The following is a 12,383-nucleotide window of genomic DNA, read 5'->3' as shown; positions in this document are numbered from 1 at the left end:
TGCATTTCAGGACTAAGTGGTTTTCACTAAGCCCATTCCTTCAATGAGAAGTAGGAATGGGCTTTTTCTTTGCATTTTATTCTTTAAATGTTTCATCTAAAGCTTGCTGAACGGCTTCAATACGTGTTTTACACGCTTTATAAGCAGTTATAGATTCTTCAACAATCTTCATTAAATTATCAATATCGGGGCTTTCTTGAGACTCAAGTAATTCGGCATTTTTTTTCAAAATGTCATGGCCGTCTTTAAACGTTAACTCTTCATTCTTCATTTGGAATTACCTGTGTAATATTGGCTTCAATCACACCATCTTGCATTTCAATCGCAATGGCTGGGTTTGAAATTTGATGTATAGAGCGAATTGCCTTTCCTTCTGATCTAACAATTGCATAGCCTTTGGCTTGAACCTGTTTCGGATTTTGTAAAAGGACTTCTTTCATTAAAGATTCAATTTGAGCTAATGAAAATTTAACTTGTTGCTGTGAACTAAACTGAATACGTTCTTTTATTTGGTCAAGCAGGCGATGTGCCGAGTTAAGTTGACCTTGGGCCGAAGATTTAATTTGATGAAGTAGCTGGTCATTTTTGCTTTGATAAGTCGTAATTTGATGCTGCGAAAGGAGCTTAATGGTTTGCAGACTATCGACGGCTTCTTGTACACGTTCAACAATATGGTTGCGAATACCCGCAATTACTTTACTTGGCGTGTCGAATGAACGATGGGCAATTTCATCAAGAATGGTACGGTCTTTTTCATGACCAATACCGACCCAAATGGGTACAGTGCGTTTGCAGAGTAGGGCCGCAAGTTCATAATCATTTAAATAAGCCAAATCATTGACAGACCCGCCACCACGAATAATTACAATCAAGTCTGGTGGAAATTTAAATGTGCTGGCCCATTGTCTTAAACCCGAACCTAAAGATTCAATCAAGCTAGTTGCAGCGGTGTTCCCTTGAAAAGTAGCGGTGTGATACACAAAATGGCAAACACCATTTCTCTCTAGAGCATCGGCATCTTTTTTAAAGTCACCTAGGCCCGCAGCATTTTGAGGAGCAATGACTAAAACATTTTGAATATCAAAAGGAGTAGGGAGAAGTTTATTTTTATGAATTAAACCTTCTTGTGTGAGTCGCTCAATAATTTGCTGATAACGTTTAGCAATTTCACCTAAGGTAAAGCTTGAGTCGATCTCTTCTATATTGACTGAAAATCCATATTGAGGATCAAAGCGTGCTCTAATTTTAATGAGAACATTTAGGTCGCTTGAAATCTCAATACCTGTTTCGCGTTCAAACTTTAAAACGATTTTACTTGCCGAAAATTTCCAGATGGTGGCCTTACAACTGGCAATGACTTTATCAGTCTCTGCATCTTTTTCTGCAAGCTCTAAATAGTAATGGCCGCCTTTAATATTTAAATTTCGAATCTCTACTTTTACCCAGACTGGCTCATCAAAAGCCAAACGTATGACTTCCTGAACTGTGCCGAGATATTCACTAAGGGAAAACTGAGGTTCAGACATACGAACTAAACATTAAAAGACTAACCTAGATAGTATAAAAAGCAGCCCACCCAAGGCAATTGTTGTCTGTGAATTTAGGGTTCTGTTTAAAATAAATACAACAATTCAAAAGTTTAATTTTAAATTGAGCTTATTAATCACTAGCTAGTTAAAAAGATAATCTTAATTAAAAAATATAAATCTGATGAATTACAATGGATTGAAAAATAGAGTTTGCTTTATGAAATATATAGGCGTATAAAGCTTACTTCCTAGTGCGGGGTGGAGCAGTCTGGTAGCTCGTCGGGCTCATAACCCGAAGGTCGTTGGTTCAAATCCAACCCCCGCAACCAAAATATTATGCTCTGTGATGTACCACTTTTCATGATGCGAAAATTATGAAAAGCATTAGCTTATAAATAACCCTATATCAAGCTAAATATTAAATTCTAGACTGACTGTCCATACCTTAAATCTAGTGTTCTAATTAAATACCGTCAAATCACATGAGCTCAGTGATGAGTGAATGATTGTGAATATAGTAAATGAGTGGCTAATTGCCACATCCGTAAATGGTAATGAGATTAATGTGAGGATTGTTCCTCATGTGCGTAAGCAAAACTCTCAAGATGGTTATCGTTGGGTCGAAGTTGGTAAGAAAATTCAACTACAATCTGGTGAAGAAATCGAATTAAACCAAGATGGTAAAAGCTTCTACGCTGGATTTAATCAGCTTTATCGTTTAACTGCGTATTGTTGATAAAAATGTTTAGCCTTAAAGCTAAAAACCTATCTCTTGTAAAGGAGATAGGTTTTTTTATATCTACATAGATAAAAACAATTAAAGTTATAAAAAGCAAAAACATACCAAATCTATAGAATTATTATTTTAATTATATTTATAACTAAATTAACCCGCTCGCCAGAATTGACGACCCATGACCTTAAAGTTCTTTCCATTTTCTTCGGTTACACGTCGGTCTCTAAATTTTTCATTTAAACTATGCAAAATTAAAGAACCATCTGCTTCTTTAAAAATTTGCTTGATCATCCCTTCGCCTGCAAAGTAAACCGCATAAATCTCGCCATCAATCACTTCGGTTTGAGATATATCAATACCGACTAAATCTCCATCTTTAATGTAGTCTGTCATGCTATCGCCTTTAGCCTTAATAATGCGCATGCACTCTTGAGCAACTCTTTTTTCTTTAAAGAATGAAGCAGGAAAAGGAATTTTTCCATTAATTGCATCGAAGTGGAACTCGATCGACTCACCTGTACCACAAGAAAAACTAGCTTCTACTACTTCAATCCAGGCATATTGATCGGAGGATTCAGCACTCACAACAGTAGGACTAAATACATCACTTTCTTTAAAAGAGTCTTCTGTATTTCCAGTCGTTAACCAATAACCATCTACACCTAAAAATTGGGCAATGAGTGGAAGAAACGCAGATTTTAAATTTTTCCCAGACTCTAAAGCTTGGTAGGCAGGCTGAGACATTTTGACTGCTTCTGCTACTTCAGCCTGAGTTTTCTTCGCTTTAATTCTGGAATCTTTTAAACGATCTTTAAGAGCCATAATGGTTACACCAGCAAACTTATAACAAATATATAACTAAAGTTATATCTAGTAAAACAACTATAGTTATTGACTAATAATAACTATAGTTATAATATCAGTTATATCTTCAAATGAATAGATAAAGTTTAAGTAGAGTTTGAGACTCTATTTATAGGCTTATCAACGTATTGAGATGGAAGCTAAATTTATTTTGTTTCTATAAGAGGCAAAATAAAACGGAGATAGCTCAATTATTATTTACAAGTAGGCTATCAAAACAAAAATTGGAATAAAAAAAAGCCCGATTCCGTGGATCAGGCTTAATGTTCGTCGATAAAGGGTATCAAGAACATGAAGAATTTAGCAAAGATTGTGAGTCCTAACAAAAGTTTCCGATATACGGCAAAGCCTTATTTGAACTTTTTGGTCAAAAAATTAAAGTGCGAAAAAAGCTTAAATTTAAGTACTTTCATACTTTTTTACAATTTTAGAAAAGGAAATATTTATTTTTAAATTAATGCTTTAAATGCATACCGTTTAGTTATTTATGTTTGTTGCATCAGATGAAACGTTTTGAACACACATTTGTAGTCATAGCTTAGCTATATTGCTCAAAGAATGGATCAAAACTTCAAGAATAACAAACGATAAAGATACCTGACTAAACGTGTGAGTTGGAGATAGTGAATGACTACAGCAATGCAGAACAGAGCTAAACAACTTAAAAATGCAAAACGTGGAGGATATGCCCCAACAATTGCAAAAGACGTAAACAAATACAAGGTACAAAAAATAAAAAGGGCACTTGAAGAGGCAAGGCAAATTGCAAGTGAGCTTGAAGATGATGCATTCGAATTCGATGATCAAGTCTCTATGCAAAAAGCGATAGGTGCAATCACCGTGATTGAGTTGATTGAACAAGCCTTAAACAGTGCACACTAACAGGCTTTAGCATACAAACATTCTTTCTTGGACCCCTGAAATATGGGGTCAAGGATAAGTTCGTCTTGCGATTTAGCGCGGTTAAAAAAGCGTTAGTGTTTTTTATTGACTGTAATAAAGAAAACTAAGGGTATTGATAAAACCTGAAAAACAGCAAGCTGGTAAGAGTGGCGAGTTTTCAAGTTTTACCCTTTAAAGCAGGACAAGATTATGAAAGCAGTTCCAACGAGTGGATTAACCACATTTTTAAATTTTTATAGCATCGCAATTATGGTGGCTTTGGCAGTCAGTTTAGTTGTCGCAGTTGTGTTGATGATGCGTTTCCCTCGCTCACCGCAAGAATGGATTGTGGGACTGATATGTACAGTGGTTTCAAGCTTAACAGGTGGCTCATTTATTATCATGAAATGGAATTTACATGAATGGGTATCGGACATTTGGGGAATGATCACACTATGTGGATTCTTCTTTATTTGCGGTTTACCGGGTTGGGCGATTGTGAGATGGGTATTTAACTTCATCAATAAACAAGAAGGTAAAACGATTGTGGAAGTCATGAAAGACTTAAAAAAAGCGAAAGATGATCTGCAAAATAGCTAAACGGTTTCAATGATATAGGTAAAATAAAATGAATATTGACCAGTACTTAGAAGCAATCATAAACAGAGAAGGTGGATATATTAATCATCCATCAGACCATGGGCATGCTACCAAATTTGGCATTACAGAGGCAGTCGCTCGATCACAAGGCTATGAGGGTGATATGCACGATTTACCATTAGCTGTGGCCAAATCTATTTATAAGAAACAATATTGGTTTGAGCCCCAATTTGACCAGATCAATGAAATTAGCCCAGCTATTGCAGAAGAGTTATTTGATACGGCTATAAATTGCGGAGTCAGCTTTACCAAGCCTTTGTTGCAACGTGCTTTAAATCTGCTAAATAAGCAGGGTGAAGAGGGCTGGCCAAATCTTGCTTTAGATGGACAATATGGGCCTCTGACGTTTCAAGCATTGAGTACATATTTGAATAGGCGTAATAAAGATGGAGAAACGGTATTACTACGCGTTTTAAATATTATGCAAGGGCAGCATTATATCGAAATTACGGAGAAGAACCCAAACTATGAAGACTTCTTTTATGGATGGGTTTTAAACAGAGTGTCGTTGTAAAAATTGTAATTAGATGAAAAGATGCTGAATAATAAAAATGCTTTAAAAGTCTAATCATGAGTTAAGGCTTTTAAAGCATACTTCTGAAAAATAATGATTTATTGTGCGATGAGTAAAATTGCAAGTAAAAAGAAAACAGCTCCACTGACTTTATTGAGTATAGAAAAATTATTCCCAGCCAACATCTTTTCTTTAAAAATTGAAGAGAAATTTGCATAGACCAAATGAATTAAGAAACCAATAAAACAAAAGGTTAAAGATAGAACTAAAAACTGAGTTAAAATTTCTTTCTTTATATCAATGAATTGTGGGAATAAAGCGATAAAAAACACGATGGTTTTTGGGTTAAGCAATGATGCGAGGAGGCCTTGATAAAAGAGTTTAGATTTACTTACATCCTTATCGCTTTGCTGATTAGTGATTAAATCTTGCGATGGCGTTTTTTTACTGAAGTTTTTATATCCTAGATACATTAAATAAAATGCACCAATAAATTTTAAAACCGTAAAAATAGTAGGGTTACTCGTAATAATAAGACCTACACCACTAGCGGAAATTACAGCAATTACAAACATACCAATAATTAAGCCGCTAATACCGAATAAAGCGGTTTTAACACCATAATTGATTGAATTTGTGACAGTAAATAAAACACCTGGGCCGGGGCTTAATAGGGTAAGAAATGCAATTGTTATAAAGACTAAAAGACCGCTCACGCTGATATATCCTATTTATCAATTGAGGCAAGATTGTGGGATTACTTTAAATGAGAAAATAGGTTATGTATACAGACTGTTATGTATATTTAAGACTTAAATAGATTAAATATTTACCATGTACATTTATATAAATAGGTCGGGTATATAAAGAGCTTAATACGCAAAGCAACATAAACATACAACCCCCACTACAGGGGCTGTTAGTATGCTAAGCCTATACCTCAAGAAATGTACAGTATGACGAAAAAAGAACGGCAGTTTAAATCTGGCGAATTTCGATTTTCCTTTTTATCGTTTAAATATTGGGGTCTATGGTTTGTAGCTTTTATTTTCATGTTATTGGCGATGTTACCTTGGGTTATTCAATGGCGTCTCGCCGATCTTCTTTCGAAAGTGGCATGGAAATCTTTGGGTTCAAGAAGAAAAACAACACTACGTAATTTAGAAGCATGCTTTCCTGAAAAAACACCTATGCAAATTGAAGACAAAGCTAAACAGGTTTTTGTTGATACTATAACGGGTGTATTTGAAGCTTTAAATGCTTGGTATAGCCCAAACTGGTTTAAAAGCCGCGTTCATATAGATGGATTAGAGAACTTAACCAATAATCAGGAAAATGGTGTACTTCTATTAGGTACGCATAGCACGCTTTTAGATGCTGGTGGAGCCGCTTGTACCTTATTTTTTAATATGGACGTGGTTTACCGACCTCAAAACAATCCCTTTTTAGATTTTCTGATTCATCGTAGCCGTGCAAGAGTCTATAAAAACCAGATTGCTCGAGACAACATGAGAGGGCTTATTCAAAACCTTAAACATGGTCATGCAATATGGTATAGCCCAGATCAGGACTTTGGTTTAAAACAAGGTGTAATGGCCTCTTTCTTTGGAATACAGGCGGCTACTGTGACCGCTCACCGCAGACTGATGGACATTTCAAAAGCAGCAGCTGTACCTTTGTACTTTTACAGAAGTGGCAATATCAGAAACCCTCAATATCATGTTCTCGTGGAACCTAAATTAGAAAATTTTCCGAGTGGATGTGAAGTGAGTGATGCGGAAAGAGTCAATAAAATTATTGAGAATCAAATTCGGATTGCCCCTACACAATACATGTGGTTCCATCGACGTTTTAAGACACGTCCTGCTGGTGAACAGAAGTTTTATTGATGGTCTTAAGGGCAGTAGAAAATTGACTGCTTTCAATTAAAATGAAACAAAATTTGATTTTTAAATGGAAGAAATATTAATGAAATCAATATTAAATAGGGAAGTGTAAGAGCATCAAAGTTTTCAGTTTTGAATTATTTTGAATATCGATTGCAAATGCTTCTGAAGCGTGTATTATCGAGAATAACTAACAAAATATTCTTGTCATCATAAATTTCTATTTGCGCAGTTTTATTTATAATCCTTGGGTTCTTCTAGATATTTAAGTTTTGACGTCTATTTTTTAGTTAAATTGGTTTCACCAATAATAAGTTATAATATTTTAAGATTCAGGATTAACATATGTCTACTACTACTGGTACAGTAAAATGGTTCAATGAAACTAAAGGTTTTGGTTTTATCGTGACTGAAGATGGTAAAGATATTTTTGCTCATTTTACTGATATTCAAACACAAGGTTTTAAAGTTCTATTGGAAGGTCAACGTGTTGAGTTTACCGTAGTACAAGGTAAAAAAGGCCCACAAGCTTCAAATATTGTGATTCTTAAAAATTGATAATTAAATAAAATGCATGAATATTTTTAAATAAATTTTATTTAAAGCATCGCATTTTAGAAGAGTTTAAAAAACCCACTTTATCTTTGTGGGTTTTTTATAAATTTCAACAAAATTATATTTAAAATAAGAAGAAGTGAAAATAATAGTTTAAAAAATGCTTCTATATTTTATGTTATAATATAAACAATTAGGTATGTAGTATTAAAATGGATATTTGTATTGGCGGTATTTTTGACGGTCAAAAAATAGAAAACAATAATGATTTCTTTAAGATAGAAGAGCATTATTCAGATCATAGTTCTAAATATATTAAACAACACTTTCATTTATTTGGAAAAATTTTTACCTTCTGGGTATGTGAAGATGTTGATTTAAGCCAAGCGATAAGAAAAGCCGAGAGAATTTTAAAGAATAAAAAAGAAAATCTTTAGCTCATAAATCACAATACATTTACTACGGTCTGTTAATTTTAAGTTTTTCTTATTTAATATGAGATATTTTATTAGTAATTTAAATGAAATAGACTTATAAGTAAATTTTAGCTTTTGAAAGTAAATGTTTTTATTTTATAGTCTTAGATAGTGTTTACACTATATTAGAGGTAGTTACAGACTTTTACAAATTGCATATGGAATTTGCTAAATATAGTTATACATTAGGCTTAAGTTAAAGTTGTTTTATTTATTGCGCAAATAAAACAAAATCCATTTTAATATAATTTATTTGAGTGGATACTTTGGTCAGATAAACATCTTTAATTCAATATTCATAATTAAACTATAGATAATATTTATTGTTATAGCCTCCCTTAGAAAGGAAAACATTTTAAATGTTAAGTGAAGTACAACCGAATATTTGCTTTATTGGCAGTAGTAATTTAGCTTTGGCTTTAATCGGAGGAATGGTTTTAAAAGGATTTAAAAAAGAAAAAATACACTTAATCGAAGAGAAAAAAATTAATGATACAAATGCATTGAAGCAAAAAGAAAATGGTTTAAAAAAAGCTGACATTATTGTGTTGTTATTAGATCCCAAGCAATTAAAAGAGACACTTGCGCCGTTTAAAAAATGGTTAGCAAATAAGATTATTGTTTCTATGATGGCAGGGATTGATATTGCAAACTTATCTCGTTTTACGGGTTCAAAGAAAATCGTTCGTGTGATTTCAAATCCGCCTGTGCTTACGCATACGGGCACTCACGTGCTTATTGCTTCAGAGCAAATGGATCAGCTTGATAAAGACTTAATTGAAACGTTGTATTCTCCAACAGGGCAGACTTTTTGGGCTGCTTCGGAAACACAAAGTGATGCCATTATTGCATTATCAGGTTCAGGGCCAGCTTACTTTTTCTATATTTTAGATAGCATGATTAAGACTGGCGTTTCACTAGGGCTAGATAAGCAATTTGCCTTAGATCTTGCGCTTCAAGCAGCGACTGGGGCTGTTGAAATGATTCGTAAAAGTAATGTTCCACCAGCAGAATTATGTGGAAAGGTCACTTTAGCAAACGGGATTACCGAATCTGCTTTACGAATGTTTGAGTTAGGCAATGTGTCAGATGATATACGTTTAGCTATGAAGGCCGCATATCATCGTAGCAAAGAAATTACTTCAGAAATTATTTCTGAGGCTAGCTAAATCTTCTTTAACAAGTTAGGTCTTTAAAAAGTATTCCCAAATAATATAACCTAAGCCAAACCCAATAAAAGAGTAGAGAGTAATAATAAAGAATACAAAACTGGCCTTATTTTTTTTCTTTAAAATGTTCATGGCGATGCCTCCAATTCAGATTAATTTTATTATGGAGATGAGGAGGCTGTAATCATAGATACAGAATTTTTTAAAAAAAATATAACAGAGTCTAAATTTGTTATGGTCTAAGCCGCTTAACTGAATAAGAATTCTAGAATCAATATCTTAACTCGATGACTTATAGATGCTACACCTGTTATTCAATCAACATTAAATCGGCGGTATTGGCAGATTTAAGGGGACGTAGGGCAAAAGTCGAACGAGTGTGTCGAATCCCTTTAATCGAATAGAGTTTTTTCCGTAAAAAACGCTCGTAATGCTCAGCATCTTTTACAGCTACTTTAACCAAATAATCATAATCACCTGTCACCAGATGAGCTTCTACAACTTCAGGTATATCGGCTAATGCTTCGCTGAAATTTTCCAGCATTTCATCGTCATGGCGCTCTAAAGTAATTTCTATAAAGAACACTTCATGAATACCAATCGCTTTTGGATTTACGTTTACCGTATAGCCTTCAATAATTTTTAAAGTTTCTAGACGCTTTAGCCGTGTCCAGCATGGAGAGGATGAAAGACCGACTTCTTCTGCTAATTGAGCAACGGTTAAACGGCCATTGCCACGCAATGCAGATAAAATTTTCCGATCTATGCGATCTAGTGTGTATTCTGTTCTGTTCAAAATATAAACCAAAGAAGAATCTTCTGATAAAAGTAAATATACTTCATTTTTATGCTGCGAATATTTAAAAATATTAAAAAATTCAGGAAACATTTTGAGTTAAAGGTACATACACTAGTTCTATGCATCGAACCTTCTGGATAAGGGTTGTGATGGAGCAAAGAGCACTGTTTCAGTAAGGGTGACTAAACAGTGCTCTTTGCGGATTTCTTATAAGTTCTTAAATCTATTTTTATTAATTGTCGTAATGTATTAAAACAAATTAAATAATAACTTTTATTTATCAATTGAAGAAAAACTAATCATTATTTTTTATCTAACTTTTCCTTTATGGTGATTCCATTGCAAAGTAGGAAGCAAGGTTATGATCACCCAGCACGATATAAACCAAAAACAATATCAAAATAAATCTTTAGACTATTTGAATAGCCAAGCTCATTCTGAAGGAATTGAATTTAATAAATTTATTCATGAAATTCAGAAATATGAAAAGGCTGTCGTTCTAGATTTAGGCTGTGGTGGTGGTCATGTTTCTTATAATGTTGCTCCACATGCTGATCTCGTCTTTGCCTACGATTTATCTCATGAAATGTTAGATACAGTGTCTAAGGCTGCTAGCCAGCGAAAATTAAAAAACATCTTTGTGCAGCAGGGCATTGCTGAAGACATGCCTTTTAGTGATCAGCAGTTTGATGTCGTGATTAGCCGATATTCAGCTCATCACTGGCAGCATGTTCCGACGGCCATGAAAGAAGTAAACCGCGTTCTTAAGCCAGATGGTATTGTTATTTTTGTAGATATTATCAGTTCTAGCTCGCCTATATTAGATACGTTTTTACAGACAATCGAAACTATTCGAGACCCTAGTCACGTAAGAAACTATAGTGTGAAAGAGTGGGTCTATTTTATTGAAGATGCGGGCTTTGACTTAGTGGGTTTAGACAAACAAACGCTTTCTTTAGACTTTGATAGTTGGGTAAAGCGTATGAAAACTCCTGAAGATCAAATTAAAACTTTACGCTATTTGCAAGAAGGTTCGTCTGACCTCGTTAAGAAGTATTTCAAAATTCAAAATGACGGTAGCTTCGAAAGCCATGTGGGTTATTTTGTCTTTAAGAAGTTAGGGTTTTAAAGTGCTAATGAGTAAGGGTTTTAGTCGATAAGAAATGAATTAAATATCACTAGAACTCTTTACTTGAATCGCTTGGATTATATTAAAGATAGCAATAAAACAATTCTAATATCATTTATTTGATAAAACTTAATCACACAATTTTTTTAAGGTGATTAAGTACTCAAAAGAGAAGAGGAATTATCTAATTTTCTTATTATTAATAGACACTTATAAGTAATTATTATTTAATATGCCCGCAACATTATCACTAATACTTTTAATAACTTTGTCGGGGAAATAATGCGTAATATTTTAGTAACAGTTTTCACTTTATTGGTAGGAACATCAGTTTATGCTGAACAAGAGCCCAAAACTTATATACAGCGATCAACTTGCGAGAGAACAGTACAACTACATGGTTTTTTAAGCCGTGCTCAACTTGATTGTAATTATCACTATACTTCACAAGAATTAGTTCATGAATCTGACAAATGTACTAAACATGAGCTAGGTGAAAAATACGGTAAAGAAGTTATGAGATTAGGTATGGACCAATTTGAAGCACGCAAGAGAGGAGATATGAAAGGCCAATTATGTAGTACGGTTTTAAAAGAGTTTCCGAACTATATTAAAAAATAAAATAAGGTTTTAAAAACCTCTTCTAGCAAGCCGATAAAATGGATTTAATTATTCATTTTATCGGTGTATCACAGCATATAATTTAAAATAAACTTTAAGAATTCGCCGAATATCACATTGACACTTAAAATCTCTCTTATTATTCTCTGCGGCGGAACGGGAGGGGGACGCCTTGTGCGTGCTGGTTCTATATGCCCAGTCTGCTAACCCTCTTTTGTTCTATTATTATTTTTACTAAATAATAAATTTCTAATGAAAGAATTAAATATTCTAATCCAATGAAAAATAATATTTATTCAATTATTTTCTAGCCAATATCACATTGACACTCTAAACCCCTCCGATTATGCTTTGCCTGCTGGTCACATTGCCAGTCGATTTTGACAGATCGATTTAACACACAAGACATCAAAAAGTTCTCTTTTTGGTGGCGAACTCGTTCGTCCCCCTTCGTAGCGGTAGGGCGAGGGAGGGACGCCTTGTGCGTGCTGATTCTTGTGTGTCAGTCTGTCAACCTTCTCTCGTTCTACCACCATAATCATTTGACAGTGATCTGGTAGAAC

16 protein-coding genes and 1 tRNA gene are annotated in these 12,383 nt (G+C 34.1%); 11 read left to right on the top strand and 6 right to left on the bottom strand.

What is annotated here, in order from left to right:
* Positions 1–76 precede the first annotated feature (76 nt).
* On the bottom strand, positions 77–271 hold the full coding sequence (gene xseB / locus F935_RS09520; protein ID WP_016138733.1) for an exodeoxyribonuclease VII small subunit: 195 nt from the start codon (positions 269–271) through the stop codon (positions 77–79).
* The gene (xseA, locus tag F935_RS09515) at positions 261–1,526 is read right to left on the bottom strand and encodes an exodeoxyribonuclease VII large subunit (protein ID WP_016138732.1); all 1,266 of its coding nucleotides are present in this window, start codon (positions 1,524–1,526) and stop codon (positions 261–263) included. The genes xseB and xseA overlap by 11 nt, the downstream gene beginning before the upstream one ends.
* 255 nt (positions 1,527–1,781) lie before the next feature.
* Here xseA and F935_RS09510 point away from each other — a divergent pair.
* Both F935_RS09510 and F935_RS09505 read left to right on the top strand, forming a co-directional pair.
* Positions 1,782–1,858: transfer RNA gene (locus F935_RS09510), tRNA-Met, on the top strand.
* 173 nt (positions 1,859–2,031) lie between these two features.
* Positions 2,032–2,265, top strand: coding sequence for a hypothetical protein (locus tag F935_RS09505; protein ID WP_016138731.1), 234 nt, complete (start codon positions 2,032–2,034; stop codon positions 2,263–2,265).
* A 150-nt stretch (positions 2,266–2,415) separates the two neighbouring features.
* Here F935_RS09505 and F935_RS09500 read toward each other — a convergent pair whose 3' ends face one another.
* Entirely contained in the window at positions 2,416–3,087 is a 672-nt protein-coding gene (locus F935_RS09500) for an XRE family transcriptional regulator (protein ID WP_016138730.1), read from the bottom strand.
* Positions 3,088–3,756: 669 nt separating this feature from the next.
* On the opposite strand from F935_RS09500, the gene F935_RS09495 reads away from it, so the two are divergent.
* From F935_RS09495 to F935_RS09485, 3 genes are all read left to right on the top strand, one after another.
* Positions 3,757–4,011, top strand: a complete 255-nt coding sequence (locus F935_RS09495) for a hypothetical protein (RefSeq protein ID WP_016138729.1) — start codon at positions 3,757–3,759, stop codon at positions 4,009–4,011.
* Between the two features lie 210 nt (positions 4,012–4,221).
* Positions 4,222–4,611: a hypothetical protein gene (locus tag F935_RS09490; RefSeq protein WP_016138728.1), complete on the top strand. Its 390-nt coding sequence runs from the start codon at positions 4,222–4,224 to the stop codon at positions 4,609–4,611.
* Positions 4,612–4,639: 28 nt separating this feature from the next.
* Positions 4,640–5,185: a glycoside hydrolase family 108 protein gene (locus F935_RS09485; protein WP_016138727.1), complete on the top strand. Its 546-nt coding sequence runs from the start codon at positions 4,640–4,642 to the stop codon at positions 5,183–5,185.
* A gap of 98 nt (positions 5,186–5,283) precedes the next feature.
* Here F935_RS09485 and F935_RS09480 read toward each other — a convergent pair whose 3' ends face one another.
* On the bottom strand, positions 5,284–5,901 hold the full coding sequence (locus F935_RS09480; RefSeq protein ID WP_016138726.1) for a LysE family translocator: 618 nt from the start codon (positions 5,899–5,901) through the stop codon (positions 5,284–5,286).
* Positions 5,902–6,141: 240 nt separating this feature from the next.
* Between F935_RS09480 and F935_RS09475 the strand changes: the two genes are divergently transcribed.
* From F935_RS09475 to F935_RS09460, 4 genes are all read left to right on the top strand, one after another.
* The gene (locus F935_RS09475) at positions 6,142–7,074 is read left to right on the top strand and encodes an LpxL/LpxP family acyltransferase (protein WP_035366199.1); all 933 of its coding nucleotides are present in this window, start codon (positions 6,142–6,144) and stop codon (positions 7,072–7,074) included.
* A gap of 342 nt (positions 7,075–7,416) precedes the next feature.
* Positions 7,417–7,629, top strand: a complete 213-nt coding sequence (locus tag F935_RS09470) for a cold-shock protein (RefSeq protein WP_016138724.1) — start codon at positions 7,417–7,419, stop codon at positions 7,627–7,629.
* A gap of 209 nt (positions 7,630–7,838) precedes the next feature.
* Positions 7,839–8,063, top strand: coding sequence for a hypothetical protein (locus F935_RS09465; RefSeq protein ID WP_016138723.1), 225 nt, complete (start codon positions 7,839–7,841; stop codon positions 8,061–8,063).
* Between the two features lie 398 nt (positions 8,064–8,461).
* A complete protein-coding gene (locus F935_RS09460) occupies positions 8,462–9,271 on the top strand; it encodes a pyrroline-5-carboxylate reductase family protein (RefSeq protein WP_016138722.1) in 810 nt (269 codons plus the stop codon).
* Between the two features lie 15 nt (positions 9,272–9,286).
* On the opposite strand, the gene F935_RS18430 is transcribed toward F935_RS09460, so the two are convergent.
* Both F935_RS18430 and F935_RS09455 read right to left on the bottom strand, forming a co-directional pair.
* Positions 9,287–9,403, bottom strand: a complete 117-nt coding sequence (locus F935_RS18430; RefSeq protein WP_016138721.1) for a hypothetical protein — start codon at positions 9,401–9,403, stop codon at positions 9,287–9,289.
* 178 nt (positions 9,404–9,581) lie between these two features.
* The gene (locus F935_RS09455; RefSeq protein WP_034677787.1) at positions 9,582–10,067 is read right to left on the bottom strand and encodes an Lrp/AsnC family transcriptional regulator; all 486 of its coding nucleotides are present in this window, start codon (positions 10,065–10,067) and stop codon (positions 9,582–9,584) included.
* A 364-nt stretch (positions 10,068–10,431) separates the two neighbouring features.
* On the opposite strand from F935_RS09455, the gene F935_RS09450 reads away from it, so the two are divergent.
* Together F935_RS09450 and F935_RS09445 are read left to right on the top strand one after the other, a co-directional pair.
* On the top strand, positions 10,432–11,199 hold the full coding sequence (locus F935_RS09450) for a class I SAM-dependent methyltransferase (RefSeq protein WP_013198447.1): 768 nt from the start codon (positions 10,432–10,434) through the stop codon (positions 11,197–11,199).
* Positions 11,200–11,481: 282 nt separating this feature from the next.
* Entirely contained in the window at positions 11,482–11,820 is a 339-nt protein-coding gene (locus F935_RS09445; RefSeq protein WP_016138719.1) for a hypothetical protein, read from the top strand.
* The last annotated feature ends 563 nt before the right edge of the window (positions 11,821–12,383 follow it).

This window comes from Acinetobacter calcoaceticus ANC 3811 (genome assembly GCF_000399665.1).
Lineage (GTDB): Bacteria > Pseudomonadota > Gammaproteobacteria > Pseudomonadales > Moraxellaceae > Acinetobacter > Acinetobacter calcoaceticus_B.
Note: the sequence above shows the minus strand (reverse complement) of the source record. Positions and strands in the feature narration are given on the sequence as shown.

Bases quoted from the DNA above. Each gene is read 5' to 3' on its own strand.
- F935_RS09445 (WP_016138719.1), top strand. From the start codon at position 11,482: ATGCGTAATATTTTAGTAACAGTTTTCACTTTATTGGTAGGAACATCA.
- F935_RS09460 (WP_016138722.1), top strand. From the start codon at position 8,462: ATGTTAAGTGAAGTACAACCGAATATTTGCTTTATTGGCAGTAGTAAT.
- F935_RS09500 (WP_016138730.1), bottom strand. From the start codon at position 3,087: ATGGCTCTTAAAGATCGTTTAAAAGATTCCAGAATTAAAGCGAAGAAA.
- F935_RS09490 (WP_016138728.1), top strand. From the start codon at position 4,222: ATGAAAGCAGTTCCAACGAGTGGATTAACCACATTTTTAAATTTTTAT.
- F935_RS09470 (WP_016138724.1), top strand. From the start codon at position 7,417: ATGTCTACTACTACTGGTACAGTAAAATGGTTCAATGAAACTAAAGGT.
- F935_RS09475 (WP_035366199.1), top strand. From the start codon at position 6,142: ATGACGAAAAAAGAACGGCAGTTTAAATCTGGCGAATTTCGATTTTCC.
- F935_RS09495 (WP_016138729.1), top strand. From the start codon at position 3,757: ATGACTACAGCAATGCAGAACAGAGCTAAACAACTTAAAAATGCAAAA.
- F935_RS09485 (WP_016138727.1), top strand. From the start codon at position 4,640: ATGAATATTGACCAGTACTTAGAAGCAATCATAAACAGAGAAGGTGGA.
- F935_RS18430 (WP_016138721.1), bottom strand. From the start codon at position 9,403: ATGAACATTTTAAAGAAAAAAAATAAGGCCAGTTTTGTATTCTTTATT.
- F935_RS09505 (WP_016138731.1), top strand. From the start codon at position 2,032: ATGATTGTGAATATAGTAAATGAGTGGCTAATTGCCACATCCGTAAAT.
- xseB (WP_016138733.1), bottom strand. From the start codon at position 271: ATGAAGAATGAAGAGTTAACGTTTAAAGACGGCCATGACATTTTGAAA.
- F935_RS09465 (WP_016138723.1), top strand. From the start codon at position 7,839: ATGGATATTTGTATTGGCGGTATTTTTGACGGTCAAAAAATAGAAAAC.
- F935_RS09450 (WP_013198447.1), top strand. From the start codon at position 10,432: ATGATCACCCAGCACGATATAAACCAAAAACAATATCAAAATAAATCT.
- xseA (WP_016138732.1), bottom strand. From the start codon at position 1,526: ATGTCTGAACCTCAGTTTTCCCTTAGTGAATATCTCGGCACAGTTCAG.